This is a genomic window from Inquilinus limosus, from assembly GCF_002195995.1.
In the GTDB taxonomy this organism is placed as follows: domain Bacteria; phylum Pseudomonadota; class Alphaproteobacteria; order DSM-16000; family Inquilinaceae; genus Inquilinus; species Inquilinus limosus_C.
Genome location: NZ_NHON01000092.1, coordinates 1 through 25,679 on the forward strand (window position 1 = coordinate 1; position 25,679 = coordinate 25,679).

The 25,679-nt window shown below is 69.9% G+C and carries 24 protein-coding genes; 16 read left to right on the top strand and 8 right to left on the bottom strand.

What is annotated here, in order from left to right:
* The first annotated feature begins 249 nt into the window (after positions 1–249).
* Entirely contained in the window at positions 250–1,338 is a 1,089-nt protein-coding gene (locus BWR60_RS29820) for a Gfo/Idh/MocA family protein (RefSeq protein ID WP_088155881.1), read from the top strand.
* A 10-nt stretch (positions 1,339–1,348) separates the two neighbouring features.
* Positions 1,349–1,930 carry a gluconokinase gene (locus tag BWR60_RS29825; protein ID WP_144445807.1) on the top strand — a complete coding sequence of 194 codons (582 nt, stop codon included), beginning with the start codon at positions 1,349–1,351 and terminating at the stop codon, positions 1,928–1,930.
* Positions 1,931–2,073: 143 nt separating this feature from the next.
* On the opposite strand, the gene BWR60_RS29830 is transcribed toward BWR60_RS29825, so the two are convergent.
* Positions 2,074–2,988, bottom strand: a complete 915-nt coding sequence (locus BWR60_RS29830; RefSeq protein WP_088155883.1) for a LysR family transcriptional regulator — start codon at positions 2,986–2,988, stop codon at positions 2,074–2,076.
* Between the two features lie 91 nt (positions 2,989–3,079).
* Between BWR60_RS29830 and BWR60_RS29835 the strand changes: the two genes are divergently transcribed.
* From BWR60_RS29835 to msrP, 8 genes are all read left to right on the top strand, one after another.
* A complete protein-coding gene (locus BWR60_RS29835) occupies positions 3,080–4,090 on the top strand; it encodes a zinc-dependent alcohol dehydrogenase family protein (protein ID WP_088155885.1) in 1,011 nt (336 codons plus the stop codon).
* 111 nt (positions 4,091–4,201) lie between these two features.
* Positions 4,202–5,068 carry a hypothetical protein gene (locus tag BWR60_RS29840; RefSeq protein ID WP_088155887.1) on the top strand — a complete coding sequence of 289 codons (867 nt, stop codon included), beginning with the start codon at positions 4,202–4,204 and terminating at the stop codon, positions 5,066–5,068.
* A gap of 147 nt (positions 5,069–5,215) precedes the next feature.
* On the top strand, positions 5,216–6,103 hold the full coding sequence (locus BWR60_RS29845; protein ID WP_088155889.1) for an N-acetylmuramic acid 6-phosphate etherase: 888 nt from the start codon (positions 5,216–5,218) through the stop codon (positions 6,101–6,103).
* A 71-nt stretch (positions 6,104–6,174) separates the two neighbouring features.
* Complete coding sequence (locus BWR60_RS29850) at positions 6,175–7,440, top strand: ABC transporter substrate-binding protein (protein WP_088155891.1); 1,266 nt, start codon at positions 6,175–6,177, stop codon at positions 7,438–7,440.
* 79 nt (positions 7,441–7,519) lie between these two features.
* On the top strand, positions 7,520–8,482 hold the full coding sequence (locus tag BWR60_RS29855; RefSeq protein WP_088155893.1) for a carbohydrate ABC transporter permease: 963 nt from the start codon (positions 7,520–7,522) through the stop codon (positions 8,480–8,482).
* A 3-nt stretch (positions 8,483–8,485) separates the two neighbouring features.
* Positions 8,486–9,328, top strand: coding sequence for a carbohydrate ABC transporter permease (locus BWR60_RS29860; protein ID WP_088155895.1), 843 nt, complete (start codon positions 8,486–8,488; stop codon positions 9,326–9,328).
* A gap of 520 nt (positions 9,329–9,848) precedes the next feature.
* Entirely contained in the window at positions 9,849–11,051 is a 1,203-nt protein-coding gene (locus tag BWR60_RS29870) for a pyridoxal phosphate-dependent aminotransferase (RefSeq protein WP_088155899.1), read from the top strand.
* Between the two features lie 149 nt (positions 11,052–11,200).
* The gene (msrP, locus tag BWR60_RS29875) at positions 11,201–12,172 is read left to right on the top strand and encodes a protein-methionine-sulfoxide reductase catalytic subunit MsrP (RefSeq protein WP_088155901.1); all 972 of its coding nucleotides are present in this window, start codon (positions 11,201–11,203) and stop codon (positions 12,170–12,172) included.
* Positions 12,173–12,871: 699 nt separating this feature from the next.
* Here the strand turns inward: msrP and BWR60_RS29880 are convergent.
* The 3 genes from BWR60_RS29880 to BWR60_RS29890 form a co-directional block, all read right to left on the bottom strand.
* Positions 12,872–13,762, bottom strand: a complete 891-nt coding sequence (locus BWR60_RS29880) for a LysR family transcriptional regulator (RefSeq protein ID WP_088155902.1) — start codon at positions 13,760–13,762, stop codon at positions 12,872–12,874.
* Positions 13,763–14,004: 242 nt separating this feature from the next.
* Positions 14,005–15,018 (bottom strand): thioredoxin-disulfide reductase, encoded by a 1,014-nt coding sequence (gene trxB / locus BWR60_RS29885; protein ID WP_088155904.1) that lies wholly within the window; start codon positions 15,016–15,018, stop codon positions 14,005–14,007.
* Positions 15,019–15,126: 108 nt separating this feature from the next.
* On the bottom strand, positions 15,127–16,095 hold the full coding sequence (locus BWR60_RS29890; protein WP_088155906.1) for a mitochondrial fission ELM1 family protein: 969 nt from the start codon (positions 16,093–16,095) through the stop codon (positions 15,127–15,129).
* Positions 16,096–16,196: 101 nt separating this feature from the next.
* Between BWR60_RS29890 and BWR60_RS29895 the strand changes: the two genes are divergently transcribed.
* Positions 16,197–16,697, top strand: a complete 501-nt coding sequence (locus BWR60_RS29895) for an Lrp/AsnC family transcriptional regulator (protein ID WP_034849499.1) — start codon at positions 16,197–16,199, stop codon at positions 16,695–16,697.
* Between the two features lie 37 nt (positions 16,698–16,734).
* On the opposite strand, the gene BWR60_RS29900 is transcribed toward BWR60_RS29895, so the two are convergent.
* The gene (locus BWR60_RS29900; RefSeq protein WP_088155908.1) at positions 16,735–17,685 is read right to left on the bottom strand and encodes a LysR substrate-binding domain-containing protein; all 951 of its coding nucleotides are present in this window, start codon (positions 17,683–17,685) and stop codon (positions 16,735–16,737) included.
* A gap of 242 nt (positions 17,686–17,927) precedes the next feature.
* On the opposite strand from BWR60_RS29900, the gene hemH reads away from it, so the two are divergent.
* From hemH to BWR60_RS29915, 3 genes are all read left to right on the top strand, one after another.
* Positions 17,928–18,938, top strand: coding sequence for a ferrochelatase (hemH, locus tag BWR60_RS29905; RefSeq protein ID WP_088155910.1), 1,011 nt, complete (start codon positions 17,928–17,930; stop codon positions 18,936–18,938).
* The gene (locus BWR60_RS29910; RefSeq protein WP_088155912.1) at positions 18,938–19,120 is read left to right on the top strand and encodes a hypothetical protein; all 183 of its coding nucleotides are present in this window, start codon (positions 18,938–18,940) and stop codon (positions 19,118–19,120) included. Before hemH ends, BWR60_RS29910 begins: the two co-directional genes overlap by 1 nt.
* A gap of 80 nt (positions 19,121–19,200) precedes the next feature.
* Positions 19,201–20,649, top strand: a complete 1,449-nt coding sequence (locus BWR60_RS29915; RefSeq protein WP_088155914.1) for a catalase — start codon at positions 19,201–19,203, stop codon at positions 20,647–20,649.
* A gap of 100 nt (positions 20,650–20,749) precedes the next feature.
* Here the strand turns inward: BWR60_RS29915 and BWR60_RS29920 are convergent, their stop codons facing one another.
* A complete protein-coding gene (locus BWR60_RS29920) occupies positions 20,750–21,217 on the bottom strand; it encodes a GNAT family N-acetyltransferase (RefSeq protein ID WP_218823747.1) in 468 nt (155 codons plus the stop codon).
* A 1-nt stretch (position 21,218) separates the two neighbouring features.
* Positions 21,219–21,761, bottom strand: a complete 543-nt coding sequence (locus BWR60_RS29925) for a histidine phosphatase family protein (RefSeq protein WP_088155918.1) — start codon at positions 21,759–21,761, stop codon at positions 21,219–21,221.
* Positions 21,762–21,850: 89 nt separating this feature from the next.
* Here BWR60_RS29925 and BWR60_RS29930 point away from each other — a divergent pair, with 89 nt between their 5' ends.
* Both BWR60_RS29930 and BWR60_RS29935 read left to right on the top strand, forming a co-directional pair.
* Positions 21,851–22,891, top strand: coding sequence for an alginate lyase family protein (locus BWR60_RS29930; protein WP_088155920.1), 1,041 nt, complete (start codon positions 21,851–21,853; stop codon positions 22,889–22,891).
* Positions 22,892–22,990: 99 nt separating this feature from the next.
* Positions 22,991–24,376, top strand: a complete 1,386-nt coding sequence (locus BWR60_RS29935; RefSeq protein ID WP_088155922.1) for an MFS transporter — start codon at positions 22,991–22,993, stop codon at positions 24,374–24,376.
* Here BWR60_RS29935 and BWR60_RS29940 read toward each other — a convergent pair.
* Positions 24,368–25,222 carry a sulfite oxidase heme-binding subunit YedZ gene (locus BWR60_RS29940; RefSeq protein ID WP_088155924.1) on the bottom strand — a complete coding sequence of 285 codons (855 nt, stop codon included), beginning with the start codon at positions 25,220–25,222 and terminating at the stop codon, positions 24,368–24,370. The two genes, BWR60_RS29935 and BWR60_RS29940, sit on opposite strands and share 9 nt — an antisense overlap.
* Between the last annotated feature and the right edge of the window lie 457 nt (positions 25,223–25,679).

Sequence of the window (25,679 nt, forward strand, 5' to 3'; positions counted from 1 at the left end):
TGGAACACGCTATTGTGATGCCGCACGGTGTTGCTCCGGGTCGTGTCCAGGTGACGCGCCAACGTCCTGAACCCGAGCTGAATCAACACCGTGCGCTATGTCCACCTTTTCTTAACCGGACACCCGTGGGCTTGACCCGGCAATCCAGAGGGTGTCGACAGTCTCTGGATGCCCGGGTCAAGCCCGGGCATGACAATGTGGGGAGGGCCTTCCTCTCCATGCCAAGACCCTGACCCAGGGAGTCCCGCCATGACCGAACCGGTGCGCGTCCTCGTCGTCGGGGTCGGCCATATGGGCCTGTCGCATGCCCTGGCCTATCACCGCCTGGACGGGTTCGAGATCGTCGGCCTCGTTTCCCGCGCGATCGCCCAGGCCGAGCTGCCGGCGGAGCTGGCGGACTATCCGCGCTTCGCCGATTACGACGCGGCGCTGGCCGAGACCCGGCCCGATGCCGTCTCGATCAGCACCTATTCCGACACCCATGCCGACTTCGCGCTGAAGGCGATGGATGCCGGCGCCCATGTGTTCGTCGAGAAGCCGCTCGCGACCACGGTCGAGGATGCCGAGCGCGTCGTCGCCCGGGCCAAGGCGACCGGCCGCAAGCTGGTGATCGGCTACATCCTGCGCGTCCACCCCTCCTGGGTCAGGTTCATCGAGGTGGCGAAGACCCTGGGCAAGCCGCTGGTGATGCGGATGAACCTGAACCAGCAGAGCTCCGGCCCGTCCTGGACCTGGCACAAGAACCTGCTGCAGTCGCTGTCGCCGGTGGTCGATTGCGGCGTCCACTATGTCGACGTGATGTGCCAGATGACCGGCGCCAAGCCGGTGCGGGTGCACGGCATCGGCGCCAAATTGTCGAGCGAGGTCGCGATCCACAATTACGGCCATCTGCATGTCGTCTTCGACGACGGCTCGGTCGGCTGGTACGAGGCCGGCTGGGGCCCGATGATGAGCGAGGTGGCCTATTTCGTGAAGGACGTGGTCGGGCCGAAGGGCTGCGTCTCGATCGTGGTGCCGCAGGACGGGCAGGGCGAGGCGAAGACCGACGCCATCTCCGATTCCGCCGATATCGACCGGCACACCAAGACCAACGCGCTGAAGGTCCACTCCGCCGCGATCGACGGCAGCAACCATTTCGTCGACAAGGACCGCTGGATCACCATGGCCGACGAGCCCGGCCACCAGGAGCTGTGCGACCGCGAGCAGGAATTCTTCCTGCGCGCGATCCGCGAGGACCTGGACCTGACCGACTCCATGCAGGCGGCGATCGACAGCCTGCGCATCGTGCTGGCGGCGGATGAGAGCTTCCGCACCGGCGAGGTCGTGAAGCTCAGCTGAGGACATGCCCATGCCGGCCGCGGATCACGGCGCATCTTCCGACTCCCGTGGCGGCGCGCCCGGCGTGATCGTCGTCATGGGCGTCTCCGGCTCGGGCAAGTCGACGATCGGCAAGCAGCTGGCCCGCCGCATGGGCGGGGTGTTCGCCGATGCCGACAGCTTCCACCCGCCGGCGAACATCGAGAAGATGAAGGCCGGCCATCCGCTGACCGACGCGGACCGCTGGCCCTGGCTCGACGCCATGGCGGCGCAGATCGGGCAGTGGCTGGCGGATGGCCAGCCGGCGGTGCTGGCCTGCTCGGCCCTCAAGCGGATGTATCGCGACCGGCTCGTGGACGGCCGGCCGCAGGTGGCCTTCCTGTACCTGTCGGGGTCGGAGGCGGTGATCGCCACCCGCTTGGCCAACCGCAAGGGCCATTTCATGCCGCCCTCGCTGCTGCGCAGCCAGTTCGAGACGCTGGAGCCGCCGGGCGACGGCGAGCGTGTGGTCACGGTCGACATCCGCCACCCGCCCCGCCGCATCATCGACATCGCCGCCCGCCGATTGGGGGTGCCGGGACAGCCTTCCGCCGTCCAGCCCCCGTCGGGCTGACAGGCCGGGGCCACCCCCTCACCCGAAATCGCCGTCGCGATTTCGACCTCTCCCCGGGGGAGAGGTAAGGGGGCCTTGGCTCATATTCCCCTCTCCCTGGGGAGAGGGAGGGGCCCGTCGCGTTGGCGACGAGAGGTGGGGGGCTACCCCGCCGTCAAAGGGACGACCGCCGGCGCCAGCCTCTGCCGCAGCGCCTCCTCCAGATGGTCGACTGCGCGGTCCAGCCGGCCGAGATGCGGCGCTCGCACCACGCTGATGGCGAAGTCGAAGCGGAAGCCGGGCAGGTCGATGCGGCGCAGCTCGTCGCGCGCGGTGAAGGGGGCGCTGCGCCGCGACGGCAGCACGCCGAGGCCGAAGCTGGAGCGGATCAGCGATTGCTGGATCGCCAGATCGTGCACCTCGGCGGAGATCCTGAGCTCCAGCCCCTCCCGCGCGAACAGCGCCTCCAGCGCCGGCCGCACGTCGCAGGATTCCCGTGGGCTGACCACCCAGTCGCAGGCGGCGAGGTCGGCCAGGGACGGGCGGTGCGGCAGGGCCAGGCCGCGACCGCCGACCACCACCAGCTTCTCCTGCCCCACCACCCGGCCGGGATAGGGCGCGGCGCTCTCCTGCAGCAGCACCACCGCGGCGTCCAGCCGGCCGCGGTCGAGATCGGCCAGCAGCGTGTGTGCCAGCCCGCCGGTCAGGCGCAGCGACAGGCGCGGAAAGCGCTGGCGCAGGTCGCGCAGCAGCGCGGTGAAATCCGCCTCAGCGAAGGCGTGCAGCACGCCGACGCCCAAGCGCAGCGATCCCTCCGGCTCGGCCGCATCGCCGGCGCCGTCCTTCAACTCCTGCACCGCCGCCAGGATGGCACGGCAGCGCTCCAGCGCCGCCAGGCCGGCCGGGGTCAGCCGTGGCGGCTTCACCCGCCGGTCCAGCAGCGTGGTGCCGAGATGCTGCTCCAGCCGCTGGATCTGCCGGGTCACCGCCGGCTGAGTCAGCGGCAGCCGCTCCGCCACCCGCTGGATCGACCCGGTCTCCGCCAGCAGCACGAAGGCGCGCATCTCGTCCAACATCATGCCGATCCGTCATGAAGTTTCTGAAAACAATGAATTTGAAGATTAGCCGACGGAGGGCGATGTCTCCAGCGCAACTTCCTGGAGCGAAGCGATGAAGGCGTTCGTGATCGAAGAGGGCGAGGGCATCGACCGGCTGCGCCCGGTGGATCTTCCGGTGCCGGAGCCGCGGCGGGGCGAGGTTGTGCTGCGGATGCGCGCCGCGTCGCTGAACTACCGCGACCTGGAGATCGTGCGCGGCAATTACCATGCCGGCTTCACGCTGCCGATGGTGCCGCTGTCCGACGGCGTCGGCGAGGTGGCGGCGGTGGGCGAGGGGGTGACCCGAGTGAAGCCCGGCGACCGGGTGGCGACCACCTTCTGGCAGGGCTGGATCGCCGGCGATTTCGAGGGGATCGAACGGGCGGTGCCGCTGGGCGGCCCCGGCCCCGGCGTGCTGGCGGAATATGTCCGGCTCGATGCCGAGGGCGTGGTCGCGGTGCCGGAGCACCTGACCGACGCCGAGGCGGCGACGCTGCCCTGCGCCGCCCTGACCGCCTGGACCTCGCTGGTCGCCGAGGGCGGGATCAAGGCCGGCGACACGGTGCTGGTGCAGGGCACCGGCGGCGTCTCCGTCTTCGCCCTGCAATTCGCCGTCGCAGCCGGCGCCCGGGCGATCGTCACCTCCTCCAGCGACGAGAAGCTGGAGCGGGCGCGGGCTCTCGGCGCCGCCGGAACGGTGAACTACCGGACGACTCCGGACTGGGATGCGGCGGTGCGCGACCTGACCGGCGGCCGCGGCGTCGACCACGTCATCGAGGTCGGCGGGCCGGGCACCTTCGCCCGTTCCCTGGCCGCGATCCGCACCGGCGGGCAGATCAATGTGATCGGCTATCTCGGCGGCAAGGCGACCGAGATCAACCCGATGGAGATCCTGTTCCGCCGCGCCCGCATCCGCGGCATCCCGGTCGGCTCGCGCGACAGCTTCGAGGCGATGAACCGCGCCATCGCCGCCACCGGGCTGCGGCCGGTGATCGACCGCAGCTTCCCCTGGACCGACGCGCGGCAGGCCCTGCGTCATCTGGAAGCGGCACAGCATTTCGGCAAGGTGGTGCTGGCCTTCTGAGCCGCCGGGCGCAGCCGGACGGGAAATGTCACAATTCAAGGGGTTGGCAGCCGCGGCTCGATCACTACTCTTGGGGGAAACCACATCACCCCTGGGAGAGACAGCCCGCCGATGACGCGGACCTGCCACCCCTTTCTGCTGCGTTCCGCCGCCGCTGCCGTACTGCTGTCGGCGGCGACGGCGGCCTATGCCCGGCCCGACGGGGATGGCGCCGCCGCGCCGATGCCGGGCTTTATCCCGCCGGCCACGGTCACCTTCGACATTCCGGCCGATCCCGGCCCCGTCCGCTGGCGCCAGCCGCACCGGGCCTGGACCCCGACGCCGGCCGGCGCCTATGCCGCCTCCGATCCCGGCGCGGGGGCGGTCACCGGCCAGCGCGACATCACCGGCGCCGGCTCGGTCGCGGCGGCGCTGCAGTCCCAGACCCCGGGCTTCGTCGCCAGGACCGGCGTCGCCTTCGACATCCCCGCCGATCCCTATCCCGGCTTCGCCCAGCGCTGGGACCGGACGGAGATGGCGCGGCGCGCCGCCACCGGCAAGGCGCAGGCCAGCCTCGGCCTGACCGAGCTGCCCTGGTTCGTGCCGTTCTGGCAGTCGGCCAAGATCGAGGCCAGCTTCGACCCCCAGGGCGGCGAGGGGACGGGCCAGCTGGCGGCGGTGTTGTCGCGCGCCTGGTCCTTCATCGGCCTGACCGGGTCGTCGGAGGACCGCTACACCGTGACCCGCGGCGGGCTGCTGGGGCCGGAGGCGCCGGTGACCAGCTGGCAGATCGGCCGCACCACCCGGCTGGAGCTGCCCTGGCACACCACCGCGCTGCTGCTGGGCAGCGAGATGACCAGCACCGACCGGCGCTTCACCGGCAGCATCGGCGCGGAGCAGACGCTGTTCGGCCGGCTCAAGGCCAGCGCCTCGCTGGTCGACCTGGGCGGCGACCAGCCGGGCGTCGCCTTCACCGCCGGATTCTCCTTCAGCTGGTAGCCGCGGGCGCCGCGGATCCGGCCCCCGACCGGCGCAAACCCGCCCGGATGCTGGCATTCCGGCCGGCCGGACAGGATCATCTTGCGCGCCGCAAACAAAGCTGAGAGAGTGGTCTAGACCACCCACGACAAGCCGCAGCGACGCCGCATGGGAACCGAGACCGCATCACGCCGCTTCAAGGGCATCGACGCCTGGGAGGATGCGGAGATCCTCGACGCGCTGCTGGAATCCCAGCTCGCCGCCGTCGCCGCGGTGCGGCCGGCGCTGCCGGCCCTGGCCGCCGCTTCCGCCGACGCCGCGCCCCGGCTGCGCCGCGGCGGGCGCCTGGTCTATGCCGGCGCCGGCACCTCCGGCCGGGTCGCGGCCCAGGACGGGTCGGAGCTGTTCCCGACCTTCGGCCACCCGCAGGAGCGGCTGGCCTATCTGATCGCCGGCGGCGCCACGGCGCTCAGCCGGCCGGTGGAGAATGCCGAGGACGATGCCGATGCCGGCCGGGACGAGGCCGCGGCGCTGCGCCTGGGCCTCGACGACGTGGTGATCGGCGTCGCCGCCAGCGGCGGCACCCCCTACACCCGCGCGGTGCTGCAGGAGGCGGCCCGGGCCGGCGCCCTGACCATCGCCGTCGCCTCCAACCCGGGCGCGCCGATCTTCGGCGATGCCACCCATGCCGTGCTGCTGGCGACGGGGGAGGAGCCGGTCGCCGGCTCCACCCGGCTCAAGGCCGGCACGGCGCAGAAGGTGGCGCTGAACCTGTTCTCGACGCTGGTGATGACCCGGCTCGGCCATGTCTATGACGGGCTGATGGTCGACATGCAGCCGACCAACGCCAAGCTGAACGTCCGCTCGGTGCGCATGCTGCGCAGCATCGTGCCGGTGGACGAGGCGACGGCCCGGTCGGCGCTGGAGGCGGCGGGGCAGAACGTCAAGCTGGCCGCCCTGGTGGCGCTGGGCGACAGCGCCGAAGAGGGGCGACGGCGCCTGGACGCCGCGGATGGCGACCTGCGCCGGGCGCTGGCCGCGAAGCAAGGTTCGTAAAGAGACACCGGGCGGCGGGGGGCCGCCGCCCGTGCACACGGCGAAACGCCGAACAGAGGAGGCAGTTGCACATGTCCCATTCGTTCCTGCGGGGCGCGTTCCTGGCCGGGGCGGCGCTCGTCGCCCTCTCCACCAGCGCCATGGCGGCGGATGCCACGCTGACCATCGAGAGCTGGCGCAACGACGACCTGAAGATCTGGCAGGACACCATCATCCCGGCCTTCGAGAAGAGCCATCCGGGCATCAAGGTGGTGTTCTCGCCGTCGACCCCGACCGAGTACAACGCCGCGCTGAACGCGAAGCTCGAGGGCGGCACTGCGGGCGACCTGATCAGCTGCCGGCCCTTCGACGCCTCGCTGGCGCTGTTCCAGAAGGGCTACCTGGCCCCGGTCACCGACCTGAAGGGCATGGACACCTTCTCCGACGTGGCCAAGAGCGCCTGGATCACCGATGACGGCAAGACGCTGTTCTGCGTGCCGATGGCCTCGGTCATCCACGGCTTCCTCTACAACAAGGACGTCTTCGACGCAGAGGGGCTGACCCCGCCGAAGACCGAGGCCGAGTTCTTCGCCCTGCTCGACAAGATCAAGGCCAAGGGCGAGGTGGCGCCGCTCGACATCGGCACCAAGGACCAGTGGGAGGCCGCGACCATGGGCTTCCAGAACATCGGTCCGAACCTGTGGAAGGGCGAGGAAGGCCGCAAGGCGCTGATCGCCGGCAAGGAGAAGTTCACCGACAAGCCCTATGTCCAGGCCTTCGAGGAGCTGGCGAAGTGGAAGCCGTATCTGCCGGACGGCTATGAGGCCCAGGCCTATCCGGACAGCCAGAACCTGTTCACGCTGGGCCGCGCCGCGATCTATCCGGCCGGGTCCTGGGACATCGCCGCCTTCAACGCCCAGGCCGACTTCAAGATGGGCGCCTTCCCGCCGCCGGTCGAGAAGGCGGGCGACAAGTGCTACATCAGCGACCACACCGACATCGCGCTGGGCCTGAACACCAAGTCGAAGAATCCGGAGGCCGCCAAGGCGTTCCTGGAATGGGTGGCGTCGCCGGAATTCGCGGACATCTACTCGAACGCGCTGCCGGGCTTCTACTCGCTGTCGAACCATCCGGTCACGGTCAAGGACCCGGTGGCGGCGGAGTTCCTGAGCTGGCGCAAGAGCTGCGAATCCTCGATCCGCAACTCGTACCAGATCCTGTCGCGCGGCACGCCGAACCTGGAGAACGAGCTGTGGAACGTCTCCGCCCAGGTGCTGAACGGCACCATGACGGCGCAGCAGGCGGCGGACAGCATCCAGAAGGGCCTCGACTCCTGGTACAAGCCGGCCGCCAAGTAACCTGATCCCTGGCGCGCGGCGCGCGGCCCGGTCGATCCCGGACCGCGCGTCTCCGTGCCTGTATTGATAGGCTGTTCCCATGGCCAGCACCCAAGCCGTCGTCATCCCCCGCTCGCAGATCGCGGGCCGCAAGGGGCGCTTCCCCTGGCACGTCGTCGTCTTCCTGGCGCCGGCGACGCTGATCTACACCGTCTTCATGGTGTACCCGCTGCTCGACAGCCTGCGGCTCAGCCTGTTCACGCGGGACGAGACGGGGGTCGAGCATTTCGCCGGGCTGGCCAACTACCTGGCGCTGTTCTTCGACCCGCAATGGGCCGACCGCTTCTGGAACGCGCTGGGCAACAACGTCCTGTTCTTCGCGGTGCACATGCTGGTGCAGAACCCGATCGCGATCGGGCTGGCGGCGCTGCTGTCCCTGCCCAAGCTGCGCTTCACCAACACCTACCGCACCCTGATGTTCACCCCGACGCTGCTGTCGGTGGTGATCATCGGCTTCATCTGGAAGCTGATCCTGTCGCCGACCTGGGGCGTCGCCAAATCGATGCTGGGCACCGTCGGCCTCGGCTCGCTGTTCGCGCCCTGGCTGGGGCAGGAGGGGTCGGCCCTGTTCACCCTGGCCCTGGTCTCGGTGTGGCAATGGGTCGGCATGCCGCTCCTGCTGACCTACGCCGCGCTGCTGAACATTCCGGAGAGCCTGACCGAGGCGGCGCGGGTCGACGGCGCCAGCCAGATGAAGATCTTCTGGCGCATCAAGCTGCCGCTGATCTGGCCCACCATCGGCATGGTCACGATCCTGACTTTCGTCGGCAACTTCAACGCCTTCGACCTGATCTACGTCTCCCAGGGGGCGCTGGCCGGGCCGAACTTCGCGACCGACATCCTCGGCACCTTCTTCTACCGCACCTTCTTCGGCTTCCAGCTGCAGCTGGGCGACCCGACCATGGGCGCCGCGGTGGCGACCATCATGTTCCTGATCATCCTGGCCGGCGTCATGACCTATTTCTACCTGGTCCAGCGCCGCCTGCAGCGTTACGAGCTCTGACCCATGGCCGCCAACCGCAAGTCTCCCGTCTCCGCTGCGGCCGTCCACGCGATCCTGCTGGTCTACACGGTGATCGCGCTGTTCCCGATCGTGCTGGTGCTGTTCAACGCCTTCAAGTCGCGCAAGGCGATCTTCAGCCAGCCCCTGGCGCCGCCAATGTCGGACACCTTCAGCCTGATCGGCTTCGACACGGTGCTGACGCGGTCCGATTTCGGCCTCTATTTCGGCAACAGCCTGACCGTAACGCTGGTGACGCTGTTCCTGGTCGTCTTCCTCGGCGCCATGGCCGCCTGGGCGCTGTCGGAATACAGCTTCAAGGGCAACGCCGTGTTGGCGCTGTACCTGGCGATCGGCATCATGATCCCGATCCGGCTCGGCACCGTCTCGATCCTGCGCCTCATCGTCTCGCTCGACCTGATCAACACCCTGGCGGCGCTGATCCTGGTCTACACCGCGATGGGGCTGCCGCTGTCGATCTTCATCCTGTCGGAGTTCATGCGCCAGATCCCGAAGGAGCTGAAGGATTCCGCGCGCTGCGACGGCGTCGGCGAATACCGCATCTTCTTCCGCATCATCCTGCCGCTGGTGCGGCCGGCGCTGGCGACGGTGGCGGTGTTCACCATGGTGCCGATCTGGAACGATTTGTGGTTCCCGCTGATCCTGGCGCCGGGCGACGGCACCCGCACCATCACCCTCGGCGTGCAGCAATTCGTCGGCCAGTACGTCACCGACTGGAACGCGGTGCTGGCCTCGCTGACCCTGGCCATCATCCCGGTGCTGATTCTCTATGCCTTCTTCTCCCGCCAACTGATCGCCGGCCTGACCCAGGGGGCGGTGAAGGGGTAGGGGCTGCTGCCAACAACCCGACTTTTCGTCATGGCGAGGCGCGCAGCGCCGTGGCCATCCAGGGGCCGGTGCGAGCCGCCCTGGATGGCCACGCCCCTTCGGGGCTTGCCATGACGGTCGACATTTCGGTTCTGGATAGAGACCCCGCTTCCGGTTCGCGGAGCGGCTATCGACTTTGCCGTCTCTGGACGCTGGGCGGAGGCAGCTCGTTCTCCGTGCCCCAGGAGAGCAGCCAACGCCGCATCTCCTCATGCGGGATGTAGTAGCCGGCATCCAACGACGCCACCGCTTCCGCGACGGCGGCGCGCAGGGCAGCCGTATCGGGATCATCGGCTGGTGGCGGCGGAGGACTCTCCATCTGGGAAGTATAGACCGCCGTAGCCCTCGATGCCACGGAGAGACCTGCCCTCCGCGCCCGGCGCGGGCGGGCTCCCGAATTTTCGCAACGCTCGCGGCTTGTCGCTGGGCCTCGGCCGGGTCTACCGTCCCCCCGCTTCCAACTTTCCCGGGATCCGGACCCATGGCCTTCCTCGCCGCCTCGCTCGCCCGCGTCAAGCCGTCCCCGACCATCGCCGTCACCACCAAGGCGGCCGAGCTGAAGGCCGCCGGCCGCGACGTCATCGGCCTCGGCGCCGGCGAGCCGGATTTCGACACGCCGGACAACATCAAGCAGGCCGCGATCGCCGCGATCCAGGGCGGCAAGACCAAGTACACCGCGGTCGACGGCACGCCGGAGCTGAAGAAGGCCATCGCCGCCAAGTTCCTGCGCGAGAACGGTCTGAAATACGAGACCAGCCAGGTCACGGTCGGCACCGGCGGCAAGCAGGTGCTGTACAACGCGCTGCTGGCCACGCTGGACCCGGGCGACGAGGTGATCATCCCCGCTCCCTACTGGGTCAGCTATCCCGACATGGTGCTGCTGTGCGGCGGCACGCCGGTGCCGGTGGTCTGCCCGGCGGAGCAGGGCTTCAAGCTGCAGCCGGCCGCCCTCGAGGCCGCGATCACGCCGAAGACCAAGTGGCTGATCCTGAACTCGCCGTCGAACCCGACCGGCGCGGCCTACAGCTTCGCCGAGATGAGGGCGCTGACCGACGTGCTGCTGCGCCACCCGCATGTCCATGTCCTGACCGACGACATGTATGAGCACCTGGTCTATGACGACTTCAAGTTCGTCACCCCGGCCCAGGTCGAGCCGAAGCTGTACGACCGCACCCTGACGCTGAACGGCGTGTCCAAGGCCTACTGCATGACCGGTTGGCGCATCGGCTACGCCGCTGGCCGGCCGGACCTGATCAAGGCCATCGCCAAGGTGCAGAGCCAGTCGACCTCCAACCCGTCCTCGATCAGCCAGGCCGCGGCGGTCGAGGCGCTGAACGGCCCGCAGGACTTCATCCCGCGCAACAACGTGGTGTTCCAGCAGCGCCGCGACCTGATCGTGTCGATGCTGAACCAGTCGGCCGGGCTGACCTGCCCGCGGCCGGAAGGCGCCTTCTACGTCTTCCCGTCCTGCGAAGGGACGCTCGGCAAGAAGACGCCGGACGGCAAGGTGATCGAGACCGACGAGGACTTCGTCACCTACCTGCTGGAATCCGAGGGCGTGGCGGTGGTGCAGGGCTCGGCCTTCGGCCTGGCGCCGTTCTTCCGCATCTCCTACGCCACGGCCACCGAGGCTCTGCAGGATGCCGGCGAGCGCATCCAGCGCGCCTGCGCCGCGCTGCGCTGAGGCCATATCCCTGAGACGACCGGCGCCGGGCTGCGTCCCGGCGCCGCTGGCCCGCGTCATCGGCGCGCGGTAACGTTGGCCCCCTCGGCTGCGAACTACAGGTCAGACCGCCTCGCGGTCGGATGGTTCGGGTCAAGGGAGACAAGCCGATGCTGATCAAGCGCAATCCGGGGTGGCGGATCCCCGAAAGCCGGGCGACGCCGGAATCGGTGTATGTGAACCGCCGCAGCCTGCTGCAGGCCATGGGCCTCGGCGCCGGGTTGCTGGCCGGGGCCGGCGCGGCGCTGGAGCTCCGCCCGGCCCGCGCCGCCGATCCGGACCCGACCGCCGGCCTGTATCCGGCCAAGCGCAACGACCGCTACACGCTCGACCGGCCGCTGACGCCCGAGCAGGACGTCACCACCTACAACAACTTCTACGAATACGGCTCCGACAAGGACATCTGGGAGGCGGCGCAGGAGCTGAAGATCCGCCCCTGGACCGTCAAGTTCGAGGGCATGGTCGAGCAGGAGCGGGAGGTCGACATCGACACCCTGATCCGCGCCATGCCGCTGGAGGAGCGGCTGTACCGCCACCGCTGCGTCGAGGCCTGGTCGATGGCCGTGCCCTGGACCGGATTTCCGCTGAAGGCGCTGGTCGACTATGCCAAGCCGCTGGCCTCGGCGAAATATGTACGCATGCAAACATTCCAGAACGACGAGGCGCCGGGATTCTCCCAGGTCTTCTACCCCTGGCCCTATGTCGAGGGCCTGACCATGGCCGAGGCGACCAACGACCTCGCCTTCATGGTCACCGGCCTCTACGGCAAGCCGGTGCCGCGCCAGAACGGCGCGCCGCTGCGGCTGGTGACGCCGTGGAAATACGGCTTCAAGTCGATCAAGAGCATCATCCGCATCGGCTTCACCGACGAGCGGCCGGTGAGCTTCTGGGAGCAGCTGCAGAGCAGCGAGTACGGCTTCTGGGCCAATGTGAACCCGGAGGTGCCGCATCCGCGGTGGAGCCAGGCGATGGAGCGGGTGCTGGGCACCGGCGAGCGGGTGCCGACGCAGCTGTTCAACGGCTATGGCGAATACGTCGCCGGCCTCTACAAGGGCCTGGAGGGCGAGCGCCTCTACACCTGAACGGAGGGCTCCGGCGCAGGGCTCGGCGGGAGGGGGGACGTCCCCCCTTTCTCCGCGCCGTTTTCGGCGGCTTCATGCGGCGGGCTCATGCCCCGGTCCGGCAGGTCCGGAATCTGCACAAAAAAAGGGCCGGAAACGCGTTCCGGCCCGAGTCAAACAGGGAGGCTTCACGTCTGGGAGACGCAAGGAGCCGGCAGTGCCGGACCCTTGTTCTGCTGCGCTGCAGCACGAACGCTCTTAAGATAGGCATTCTGTGGCCGATTGGTAACCAGTTTCTGCCAATGCTTTTATGCGCGCATTGCATAGCTCGCTGTCAGGCATGCAGAGCCCAGGAAATCCGCCACTTTTCCAGGTGCTTTTGCACAGATTTCAGACATTTGCCGTCTTTTTCTCAGGTTCAAGGCCTGGAAAAGCCGGCGAGGAGTCCTACACGGGCCGCATGCGGCCCAGGCGATGCCATTTTCCGGCACGCCCGCGTGACCCCAATCGCGCTTCCCCGGACCATCTGAACGGGTTTGCCACTCCCGGAAGCGGGACCATTTCACAACACGCCCCTTCCTCGCCGTCATTGCGAGGAGGCGAAGCCGACGAAGCAATCCAGGGGCCGGTGCGCACCGGCCCCTGGATTGCTTCGCTGCGCTCGCAATGACGGGGTTGGGAGTTCTGAAAAGCTCCCGCAAACGGGAGAGGCAACACGCCTCAGAACTTGCTTTCGGCCACCTTGCGCACGAGGAAGTCGCGGAACACCGCGATGCGCTTGGAGTGGCGCAGCTCCTCGGCATAGACGAAATAGGCCTCGGTGGTCGGGCCGGTGACCTCGGGCAGCACCCGCACCACGTTCAGGGTCGGGTCGACCATGAAGTCGGGCAGGGCGGCAAGGCCAAGGCCGCTGCGCACCGCGCGGTAGATGGCGTACTGGTTGTTGACCCGCAGCGCGATCTTGCGGCCGCCTGGCGGCGGGCTGCCGACATGGGCCAGCCAGTTGATGTCGGCGATCGGCCCGCGCGCATCGTCGCCATAGACGATGATCGAGTGTTTGTTCAGGTCGTCCAGGGTCTGCGGGATGCCGTTGCGCTTGAGATAGTCGACCGACCCGAAGATGTGGATCTTCACCGTCATCAGGTGGCGCTGGATCAGGTCGGGCTGGCGCGGCGGCGTCATGCGGATCGCCACATCGGCCTCGCGCATGCCCAGGTCCAGCTCCTCGTCGTCGATCAGGACGGTCAGGTCGATGTCCGGGAAGGCGGTCAGGAACTCGCGCACCCGCGGCGTCAGCCAGGTCGAGCCGAAGGCGACGGTGGTGGTGATCTTCAGCGGGCCGCGGGCGTGGTCCTTGCTCTCGCTCAGCTGCGCCTCGGTCATCGACAGCTTGGCGAAGACCTCGCGCGCGGTGCGGAACAGCAGCTCGCCCTGCTCGGTCAGGATCAGGCCGCGGGCATGGCGGTGGAACAGCGGGACCTTGAGGCTTTCCTCCAGGGCGCTGATCTGGCGGCTGACCGCCGATTGGCTGAGGTTCAGCTTCTCGCCCGCATGGGTAAAGCTGCCCGCGTCAGCGACGGCGTGGAAAACGCGCAGCTTGTCCCAGTCCATTCTCCGGCACCCGTTCGTTTCTTGCGCGGGCGACAAGGGCGGGATGGTCGATATACCAGCGCTCGGCGTCGCGCCTGCGAATCACACTATATACACTATGACGGGCACCCCCGACCCAACGCAAGCAAAGCTTGGGTCAGCCGGGAACAATATTTCATCTGGATTCGATCGATAGGGGGGATGGCCCCCCTATGGTCATCGCTCTTACGAATCGGGATGGCAGCCCGCCCGGACGGGCGGGATCAGCCCGCCGCGGCGACCGGCGCGGCCACATGCGCGTCGCGGTCGGCGATTCGCGCCAGATGGCCGGTGCCGGCGTGCTCGGACAGGAAGCGCTCGGCCTCCAGCGCCGCCATGCAGCCCATGCCGGCCGCGGTCACCGCCTGGCGGTAGATCCGGTCCTTGACGTCGCCGGCGGCGAACACGCCCGGGATGTCGGTCGCGGTCGAATCCGGCGCGGTGACGATGTAGCCGTCGGCATCCATGCGGACATGGCCCTTGAACACGGCGGTCGCCGGGTCGTGGCCGATGGCGACGAAGACGCCGTCGGCCGGCAGCACGCGCTCGGCCCCCGTCTTGGTGTCGCGCAGCCGGGCGCCGGTCACCGCCTCCGGCATGCCGCCGCCGACGATCTCCTCGACCGTGTGGTTCCACACCACCTCGATCTTGGGATGGGCGAACAGCCGGTCCTGCAGGATGCGCTCGGCCCGCAGCTGGTCGCGGCGATGCACCAGCGTCACCTTGGTGGCGTGGTTGGTCAGGTACAGCGCCTCCTCGACCGCGGAGTTGCCGCCGCCGATCACCGCGACCTCCTTGCCGCGGAAGAAGAAGCCGTCGCAGGTGGCGCAGGCGGAGACGCCGCGGCCCTGGAACTGCTGCTCGCTCGGCAGGCCCATCCACCGGGCCTGGGCGCCGGTGGCGATGATCACCGAATCGGCCTCGTAGACCGTGCCGGAATCGGCGGTGCAGACGAAGGGCCGGCGCGAGAAGTCGACCTGGGTGATCAGGTCGAACTCGAGCCGGGTGCCGCAGTGGCGGGCCTGGGCCTCCATCTGCTCCATCAGCCAGGGGCCCTGGATCACGTCGGCGAAGCCGGGATAGTTCTCGACATCGGTGGTGATGGTCAGCTGCCCGCCGGGCTGCAGCCCCTGCACCAGGATCGGCTCCAGATTGGCGCGCGCGGCATAGATCGCGGCGGTGTAGCCGGCCGGGCCGGAACCGATGATCAGGACTTTGGTGCGATGGGTGGCCGGCATGGGGCGACAATCCGCTCGAGGGGAACTGTCATCGATAGATAGCCACCGGCGGCGGTCGGGGCAAGGCGACGCGGGACTGGGGTGCGGGCGCGGCGGGCCGGCGGGCGTTCAGCCCTGACCGAACAGCGCCCTGACCCGCGCCGCCACGCGGGCAGTGTCGTCCAGCGGCGCGTAGCTCCATTGCTCCAGTCGGCCGGCGAAGGGGCGGGTGATGCCCTCGGCCGCCAGCGCGTCGTGGAAGCGCCGGTGCTTCGGCGCCAGCTGCGCCCATTCGACCACGTGCACCGGCTTGCCGGTGGTCGCCGCCTCCGACGTCATGTTGATGCTGTCATTGGTGACGATCACGGCATCGGCCAGGGCCAGGAAGCCGAAATAGGGGTTCGGGCCGGTGCCGTCCCAGATCCAGGCCGGCAGACCCTCCAGCGCCCGGCGCAGCGCCGCGGCCTCGCCCTCGGGCGTGCGCCGGCTGGTGGTGACCATCAGCCCGGTGCCGGCGCGCGCCAGTTCGGCCAGCTGGCCGGCGAGTCGGGCGACCGCCCCCTCTGGCACCGCCACCGACTTGCTGCTGCCGCCGACCAGTACCGCGGCGCGTGGTCGCGGCAGATGGCCCAGGACGGGCTCCCACTCCGCCGCCGCGGCGGCCAGCCGGTCGGGGGTGACGAGGTTGAGGGCGCCGGCCGTGGCGAAGACATTCGGTGCTTTCAGTCCGTCATGCCGGGGTGTGACGATCAGATCGAAACGCCGCGGGTTGACGCCGGGACGAAATATTTGCACAAGGCGCGTCCGATGACCGCTGGCCCGCTTCACCGCAAGGGCGGGATACACGCTCTGCCGTCCGGCTGCGATCAGCAGGTCGGGCCAGGGCGGCCCGTCCAGGCCGAAGCCGGCGGCGGGCCGAACGGGATCGAGAAGACGATGCCAGCCTTGGCGAGCGCCGAGTCGGATCACCTCCGGGACGATGCCCAGCGCCTCCGCCAGGCCCAGGCACTGGTTCTCGTTCGCCGGGCGGCCATCCGACACCACCCACACCCGCAGGGAGCCGATGCCGCCCGTCCCCGCGCGCGGCAACGCGCTCATGCTGCCAAACCCTCAACGCGAAACAGGATTGCGCTTGCGCCCGGTGAAAGTCCGGCAATATCCTTGCGCGTAATCACGGAAGCCCTTTCATGAGAGAACCCATGCGCCGTGTGAAGCTCGACCGCATCGACCGCCGTATCCTCCGCGACCTCCAGGATGACGGCCGGATGACGAATGTCGAGCTGGCGCGCCGTGCCGGCATCTCCGCCCCGCCCTGCCTGCGCCGCGTGCGGGCGCTGGAGGAGGCGCATTACATCCGCGGTTACCACGCCGACATCAACCCCGAGGCGCTGGGCTTCGGCGTGACCGTCTTCGCCCAGGTCGGGCTGACCAGCCAGGCCGAGGCCGATCTGCGCAAGTTCGAGGACCTGGTCGGCAGCTGGCCGCTGGTCCGGGAATGCCACATGCTGGCCGGCGAGACCGACTTCCTCTTGAAGATCGTGGCCGAGGACTGGGACAGCTACCAGCGCTTCCTGACCACCCAGCTGACCTCCGCGCCGAACGTCAACCACGTCAAGTCGGCCCTGGCGATCCGCACCGCCAAGCAGCTGCCGGGTGTGCCGATCGACGTCGACGCCAAGGACCATCATCGCGAGGAGTGATCCGCGGCCGCGCCGCTGATCAGAACGGGGGCCGGCCTCACGCCGCGCCCCCGTTTTTCGTTGTGGCCGCATCGGCCGTCACCCCTGTGCCGGGCGGCGGATGGTCGAGCAGGACCTGGCGCAGCGCCTCGAACTGGTCGGCCCGCGGGTCGCTCTGGCGCCAGGCCAGCCCGACCACGCGGCCCGGCGGCGTGCCGTCGAAGCCGGCATAGCTGACCAGGCCGCCGACGCTGGCCTCGCCCAGCGTCGCCAGCCGCGGGAACAGGCTGTAGCCGGCGCCGGCGGCGATCATCTGGCGCAGCGTCTCCAGGCTGGTGCTGTGGCGCTTGCCGCCGGGCCCTAGCGTGCCGCAAACATCCAGCGCCTGGTCGCGCAGGCAGTGCCCGTCCTCCAGCAGCAAGAGGCCGTCGCGCGGCAGCTCGGCGACTCGGGCGGCGCCGTCCGCCGCCACCGGCCGGTCGGCCGGCTGGGCCAGGACGAAGGGCTCGAAGAACAGCGGCGCGGTCGCGATCTGCGGGTCGGCGACCGGCAGCGACAGGAACACCAGGTCCAGCGCGCCGTGGCGCAGCGCCTCGACCAGCTGGTAGGTGCGGCCTTCGTGCAGCACCAGCTCCAGCCTCGGGAAGGCTTGGCGCAGCGGCCGCAACATATGCGGGAACAGGTAGGGGCCCAGCGTCTCGATCGCGCCCACCGTCAGGGGCCCTGACAGCGGCGCGTCCAGCTCCTGCGCCAGGGCCATCAGCCGCCGCGCCTCCAGCAGCACGCGGCGGGCCTGAGCCAGGATGACCTCGCCCTTGGCCGTCACCAGCACCGTCTTCGGCCCGCGCTCGAACACCGCCAGACCCAGATTTTCCTCCAGCTTGCGGATCTGCATGCTCAGCGCCGGCTGGCTGACGCCGCAGCGCTCCGCCGCCTGGCCGAAATGGCGTAGCTCGGCGACGGCGACGAGATATTCCAGATCGCGGAGGGAGAGGCCAGAGAGGGTCATGCGGCGTTCTAGGCTCCGGCATTGCCATCTTCACTGTCATGCCCGGGCCTGACCCGGGCATCCAGGAGATGCCGATGCCGCTCTGGGTGGCCCCTGGATTGCCGGGTCAAGCCCGGCAATGACAACAGGGCAGGGCAAGGATCTATATACGATAAGCAGATCCTATCTGCCAGATCGGATAGATCGATTGGATCTTATCGAAGCGGTAAGGGAGGCTCAGGCCCAAGACACAGGAGCCAGCCATGCCGCCCCTTCCCGGACCAGCCCTCGTCGCCCGCCGCCGCCGGATCGCCCTGGTGCTGCTGCAGATCGGCGGCCCGGACCGGCTGGAGGCGGTCGGCCCCTTCCTGCGCAACTTCTTCTCCGACCCCGAGATCATCCGCCTGCCGCGCCTGCCGCGGGCGGTGGTGGCGCGGCTGATCGCCCGGCGCCGCACCCCGGTCGCGACCGGGATCTACCGCCAGCTCGGCGGCGCCTCGCCGATCCTGGCCCAGACCCGGGCGCAGGGCCGGGCGGTGGCGGCGCGGCTGGGCGACCTGGGCGAGGTCCGGTCCTTCGTGGCGATGCGCTACTGGCACCCCTTCGCGGCCGAGACGGCGGCGGAGCTGAAGGCCTGGCGGCCGGACGAGATCGTGCTGCTGCCGCTGTATCCGCAATATTCGACCACCACCACCCGCTCGGCCCTGACCGACTGGGCCGCGGCCGCCCGTGCCGCCGGCCTGTCCGCCCCGACCCGGGTGGTCGAGGCGGCGCCGACGGAGTCCGGCTTCATTGCCGCCCAGTCCGAGCTGATCCGCCGCGCCTGGCCGCCTTACGGCGGTCGGCACCGGCTGCTGTTCACCGCCCATGGCCTGCCGCTGCCGATCGTCCAGGCCGGCGACCCCTATCCCGACCAGGTCCGCGCCTCGGCCGAGGCAGTGGTGGCGGCGCTCGGCATCCCCGGCCTCGACTGGCGCATCGCCTTCCAGAGCCGGGTGACGCCGCAGGAATGGCTGACGCCGGACACGGAGGAGGAGGTGAAGCAGGCCGGGCACGACGGTGTCGGCCTGGTGCTGGTGCCGATCGCCTTCGTCTCCGAGCATTCCGAGACGCTGGTCGAGCTCGACATCGAGTACCGCGCGGTGGCCGAGGCGGCCGGCGTGCCCTCCTTCATCCGCGTGCCGACCGTCGGCGTGCACCCGGCCTATATCGCCGGCCTCGCGGCCCAGGTACGGAAGGCGCTCGGCGCTGCGCCGCTGAAGAAAGCCGCCTGATGCGCCCGGCCCTGAACGCGCTGCTGGCCGACCTCGCCCGCCACGGCGCCAGCCTGACCCTCGAGAACGGCCGCGTCGGCGTGCAGGGCGAGCTGCCGTCGGAGCTGCTGCTGCGGCTGCACCGCCATCGCCGCGACCTGCTGCCTTTGGTCGAACGCGGCACTCACTTATCGCGCCGATAAAGACGATCGATTTCCCTGATCGAAGCGCACCGGCAATCCTCTTCCCCATGGCGGACATCCCGCCCGACAGGAGCCCTTAAATGACGACCCTGACCACCACCTTCGGCGCCCCGGTTCCGGACAACCAGAACTCCCTGACCGCCGGCCCGCGTGGCCCGGTGCTGATCCAGGATTTCCACCTGATCGAGAAGCTGGCGCATTTCAACCGCGAGCGGATCCCGGAGCGGGTGGTGCATGCCAAGGGCGCCGGCGCCTATGGCGTGTTCCGCGTCACCGCCGACGTCACCAGATGGACCCAGGCGAAGTTCCTGGCCGCGGTCGGCAAGGAGACGGAGGTGTTCCTGCGCTTCTCCACCGTCGGCGGCGAGAAGGGGTCGGCCGATGCCGAGCGCGACCCGCGCGGCTTCGCGTTGAAGTTCTACACCGAGGACGGCAACTACGACATCGTCGGCAACAACACGCCGATCTTCTTCATCCGCGACCCGCTGAAGTTCCCGGACTTCATCCACACCCAGAAGCGCAACCCGGCGAATAACCTGAAGGACCCGACCGCGGTGTGGGACTTCGCCTCGCTGTCGCCGGAGACGCTGCACCAGTTCACGATCCTGTTCAGCGATCGCGGCACGCCGCGCAGCTATCGCCACATGGACGGCTTCTCCAGCCACACCTTCAGCTGGATCGACGCCGCCGGCCAACGGGTCTGGGTCAAGTATCACTTCAAGACCAGGCAGGGGATCCAGAACTTCACCGGTGAGCAGGCGCAGGCGATGACCGGCATCGACCCCGACCACGCCACCCGCGACCTGTTCGCCGCGATCCAGGACGGCGATTTCCCGGCCTGGACGGTCTCGGTGCAGATCATGACCGAGGCCGAAGCGGAGGCCTTCCCGATCGACCCGTTCGACCTGACCAAGGTCTGGCCGCACGCGGCGCATCCGCTGATCGAGATCGGCGAGCTGGTCCTCAACCGCAACCCGCAGAACTACTTCGCCGAGGTCGAGCAGTCGGCCTTCAGCCCGGCGAACGTGGTGCCCGGCATCTCCTTCAGCCCGGACAAGATGCTGCAGGGCCGGCTGTTCGCCTATGGCGACGCGCATCGCTACCGCCTCGGCGGCAATCACGGCCTGCTGCCGGTCAACCGGCCGCACGCCGCTGTGGCCAGCAACTACCAGCGCGACGGGCAGATGCGCTTCGACGACAACGGCAAGGGCGCGGTGAACTACGAGCCGAACAGCTTCGGCGGGCCGAAGCAGGATCCGGCGGCGGCGGAGCCGGCGCTGCCGCTGCGCGGCGCCGCCGACCGCTACGATCACCGCGCCGGCAACGACGATACCAGCCAGGCCGGCGACCTGTTCCGGCTGCTGGATGACGGCGCCCGCGCCCGGCTGATGGACAATATCGCCGGCTCGATGCGCCCGGTGCCGGAGGCGATCCAGCGCCGCCAGATCGCGCATTTCGCCAAGGCCGACCCGGCCTATGGCGCCGGCGTGGCCGAGCGCCTGGGCCTGGCGGTCGCCGCCGCGGCCTGATCCCCCCAAACGGGCGACGGCCGATGCTCTGTGGGGCCGCCGTCCGGACTGGCCCGCCATCCCTCTTTCCCGGGGTGGCGGGTCTTTTCTTGTCCGGCGCTCAGGCCTGGTCCGGCAACGCCTTTGCCATGAACACGCTCAGCGGGTCGGGGCCGTAGGCGCCGAAGGGGCCGGTCTCGCGATAGCCGAAGCGGCGGTACAGGCCGATCGCCTCGGCCGACTTCACCCCCGTCTCCAGCCGCAGCACCTGGATGCCGGCGCGGGCGGCGTCGGCCTCCAGCGCCGCGAGCAGCGCGCGGCCGATACCCAGGCCGCGCGCCTCGGCGGTGACGAAGATCCGCTTCAGCTCGGCCGCGCCGTCGCCGTCCGGGGCATAGCCGCCACAGCCGACCGCCCGGCCGCCGCGCCGGGCGACCAGGAAGCGCACCCGCAGCGCCAGCAGCGTGGCCATGTCCGGCCCCGGCCGCGCATCCTCCGGATACAGCCCGGCCGAGCGGCGGTCGGCCTGCGCCAGCAGGTCCCGCACCTCGGGCTGGTCCGGCGACTCCGCGGTGATCGTCACATCCATCTCAGTCATCCTCGCTCCAGCAGCGCCGGACCGTGCCGGCGGGGTCGATGTGAAAGACATCCGGGTTGCTCAGGGCGGCCCAGGCCGCGAAGCCGTCGCGCCCGTCCAGGCTGTGCAGCAGCAGGGCCAGCAGGTTGCCGTGGCTGACGATCGCGACCGCCCCTGCGGCGCCGTCCGCCGCATCGGCCAGCGCGGCCCGGCCCCTGGCCGTCGCCGCGGCGCCGGATTCGCCGCCGGGCCAGGCCAGGGCCGGATCGGCGAAGGACCGGCGCAGGCGGTCCCGCCAGTCCTCGGCCGGCTCCGCCGCCAGCACCCGCTCCGCCAGCCGGTCGTCGATCCGCACCGCCAGCCGCAGCCGTCCGGCCAGCGGGGCGGCGCTGTTCCGCGCCCGCAGGAACGGGCTGGCGACGATGCGGGTGATCGGCAGCCCGTCCAGCCGGTCGCGCAGCCGCAGCGCCTGGCCGCGGCCTTCATCGGTCAGCGGCGCATCAGGCGCCTGCCCGGCGGCCCGGCAGTGCCGGATGAGATAAAGATGCGCGGCCATGATCGCTCCGTTTTCGCTGCTGCGCCAGTCTAGCGCAGGGTCTTTCCGCGCCGCCGAGGCCATCCTGTGGCGGGGGATCGGAGGTCCGGATGGTGCGGCTCCTGTGTCTCGGCTTCGGCCTCGTCCTCATCGCCGCCGGCCCGGCGGAGGCAGCGCTGCTGCACAGCCCGTGGGATGCGCCGCCGCAGGCCGACGGCACCGTGCCGGCCGCCGCGCCCTGCCCGGATGCGCCGTCGCTGCCGGCCGGGCTCACCGTCCGCGACTACTACGGCGATCGCGCCCATTCGGTGGTCGACCCCGCGCGCAGGCAGGCCTATGACGCCGCGGTCGCCCCGCTGCACGACGCGCTGGGGCGGGTCGAGGCCATGGCCGACCGCTACCGCCGCACCGGCGATCCGGCGGCCGCACGCTGCGCCGCGCAGTGGCTCGACCGCTTCGCCCGCGACGGGGTGCTGGTGGGCGATGTCTCCGGCAACCAGTCGGTCTATGTCCAGGGCTGGATGCTGGGCGGGCTGGCCGTGTCCTGGCTGAAGCTGCGCAGCGACCGCGACGCCGCGGACCCCGATTCCCGCCGCCGGATCAAGGACTGGCTCTCCGCCCTGGCGGACCGCAACCTGGCCTATTACAGCCCCGACCGTTCGACCCGCACGGACACCCGCAACAACCACCGCTACTGGGCCGGCTTCGCCGTGGCGGCAGCGGGCATTGCGACAGGGCGGGCCGAGCTGCTGGACTGGGGCATCGCCAGCTACCGCCTCGGCGCCGCCCAGGTGGATGAGGACGGCATGCTGCCGCTGGAGGCGGCGCGGCAGGGCCGGGCCCTGCACTACCACCTGTTCGCCGCGGCGCCCCTGGTGATGATCGCGGAGCTGGCGGCCGCCAATGGCATCGACCTCTATCCGGAGGCGAACGGCGCCCTCGGGCGGCTGGTCGAGCAGGCGCTGTCGGGGCTGCAGGATCCGCGCCGCTTCGCCGAGCGGGCCGGCGCGCCGCAGGAGGATCCCGGCCGCGAGACCTGGGCCTGGGTCGTGCCCTATCTGCACCGGGTCCCCCAGGCCCGGGCCGAGCTGCCGGCCGGCGCCGACCTGTCGCGCGGCACCCTGTATCTGGGCGGGCTGCCGCCGGATTGACCGGCAAGCGGGACAGCGATGCGCCGATGACGGCCTCGGGCCTGGGCGACTCGTGCTAGGAACAGAAGCCGAACGTCCTTCCCGCCGCCGGGCGAGCCCATGCCTTTCGATGCCTGTCCCGAACGCGCCGCCCCGGCGCGGCGTGCTGCCCGACTTGCCGCGCTCAGCCTCGGCGTCGTGGTGGTCCAGGTCGACGTCACCGTCGTCAATGTCGCGCTCGACCAGATCCAGGGCCTGATGCAGGGCGGCGTCGCCGCGCTGCAATGGGTGGTGAACGGCTACACCTTGGCCTTCGCCAGCCTGCTGCTGACCGGCGGCGCGCTGGGCGACCGGTTCGGGGCCCGGCGCCTCTATCTGGCCGGCTTCGCCCTGTTCACCCTGGCGTCGCTGGCCTGCGGCCTGGCGCCGACCGGCACGGTGCTGATCGCGGCCCGCATCGCCCAGGGGCTGGGCGGGGCGCTGCTGATGCCCTGCTCCCTGGCCCTGGTCGCCCATGCCTATCACGACCCGGGCGAGCGGATGCGGGCGATCGGCATCTGGGCCGGCGCCGGCGGCATGGCGATGGTGGCCGGGCCGGTGGTCGGCGGCGTCCTGGTCGCGCTGTTCGGATGGCGCAGCATCTTCCTGATCAACCTGCCGATCGGCGTCATCGGCCTGTGGCTGACCCTGCGCTTCACCACCGAGACCGAGGGCCGGCACCACCGCGCCCTCGACCTGCCGGGCCAGCTCCTGGCCATCGTCGCGCTGGTGGCGCTGACCGGGTCGATCATCGAGGGCGACCCGCTGGGCTGGACCCATCCCCTGGTGATGGGCGGGGCGGCGCTGTTCCTGCTCGCCGGTATCGGCTTCCTGCTGGTCGAATCCCGCAGCGCGGCGCCGATGATGCCGCTGGGCCTGTTCCGCCACCCGGTGTTCTCTGCCGTCTCGCTGATCGGCTTCCTGCTGAATGCCGGCTATTACGGCTCGACCTTCCTGCTCAGCCTCTACTTCCAGGGGCCTTTGGGCCTGTCGCCGCTGCTCACCGGCCTCGCCTTCGTGCCGATGACCGGGTTGATCGCCTTCGTCAACGTCTTCGCCGGCCGGATCGCGGCGCGGCACGGGGCGCGACTGCCGATGGTGTCGGGTCTGTGCCTGACCGTCGCCGGCTTCGCCGCCCTGGCCCTGGCGCTGACCCCGACGACGGATTACGGCGGCCTGTGGTGGACGCTGCTGCTGATCGGCTGCGGCACGGCGCTGACGGTGCCGCCGATGACCGCGGCGCTGCTGGCGACGGTCGACCGCGCCCGCTCCGGCATCGCCTCGGGCGTGCTCAACTCGCTGCGCCAGACCGGCGGCGCCATCGGCGTCGCCGTGCTCGGCGCGATCGGCGGCGGCGGCATGTCGGTCGACGGCATGCGGCTGGCGATGGCGCTCAGCGGCGGCGTGCTGGTCCTGGCCCTGCTGGCCGCGGTGGTCTGGGTGCGGAAGCCGGCCGTCTCAGGCTAGCGCCGGGCGGCGGGCCTTGCTCTTCTGCAGCCGGCGCAGCCCGGCCAGCACGGTGACGGCCAGGCCGGCGCCCAGCACGATCCAGGCCGGGCGCGGGCCGAAGGCGAAGATCAGGTTGGCGCGCAGCACCCGCATCGGGTCGACGCCGGTGAACAGCCCGTACATCGCGGCCTCACCGCCGGCCGTGACCAGGGCGGTGACCACCGACAGCGCCGCCAGCGACCACAGCGGCAGCCCGTCGCCGCGGCCGAAGCGGCTGTCCAGCACGCGCCAAGCCAGGAGCCAGATGGCGAAGCCGGCCAGCATGGTCGGGATGGCGACGTCGACCTTCGACTGCATCACCCCATGCACCAGCCCCAGCACCACGATCGGGTAGACCAGCTGGTGCAGCCGCTGCCAGCGCTTGCCGCCCAGGCGCTTGATCATGGCGTCGGTCGAGGTCGCCAGCAGCGGCATCAGGCCCAGCAGCGCCAGGAAGCCGATGGTCAGGTACAGGCGCTTGACGATCTCCGACGCCACGAAGCCCAGATCGAAATGCTGAGTGGCGGCGTAGCCGGTCAGGTGGATCAGCACATAGGTGGCGGCGGCGACGCCGATCATCCGCCGCACCAGGACCAGCTGCGGCCAGCGCAGCACCCGCTTCAGCGGCGTGATCGCCAGGCCGATGACCAGGAAGTACAGCGTCCACAGCCCGATGGCGCGCTGGAAGGTCTGCACCGGGTCGGCACCCAGGTCGCCGGCCACGAGCCGCCCGCCATACCACAGCCCGGGCAGCAGCAGCAGGACGAAGACCACGGTCTTCAGCCAGGAGAAGCGGCCGGCACGGTCGGTGAAGGGCGAGCGCATGAGGTCCTCGATGGGCGCGGTCGGATGGCGGCCACGGGGACAGGATAACGCGGCCACTCCTCTATACGGAGCGGAAGGCCGGGACGTTTCATGACAACGGGTTTATATGGGCGATGTTGCGGGTTGCCTCTCCGCCACGCAGGACCGTTCCGTAACTCCCAACGCCGTCATTGCGAGCGCAGCGAAGCAATCCAGGGGCCGCTTGCACCAGCCCCTGGATTGCTTCGTCGGCTTCGCCTCCTCGCAATGACGGCAAGGGGTGGCGTTGTGAAAAGGCCCCGCCAGGCGGGAGAGGCAATCGGATCTGTCCTAGAGCGTTAGCCACCTAGGTTGGCGCGAGATATCCGGAATTGAGGATGTAGTTCTGGCATTCGAGCGGTGGGAAACGGTCGAGCAGTGAGCCGATGCGGTTCCACAAGGCGTGTCGGTTGCGGGGTGCGGCCCGTCGTATCAGGGT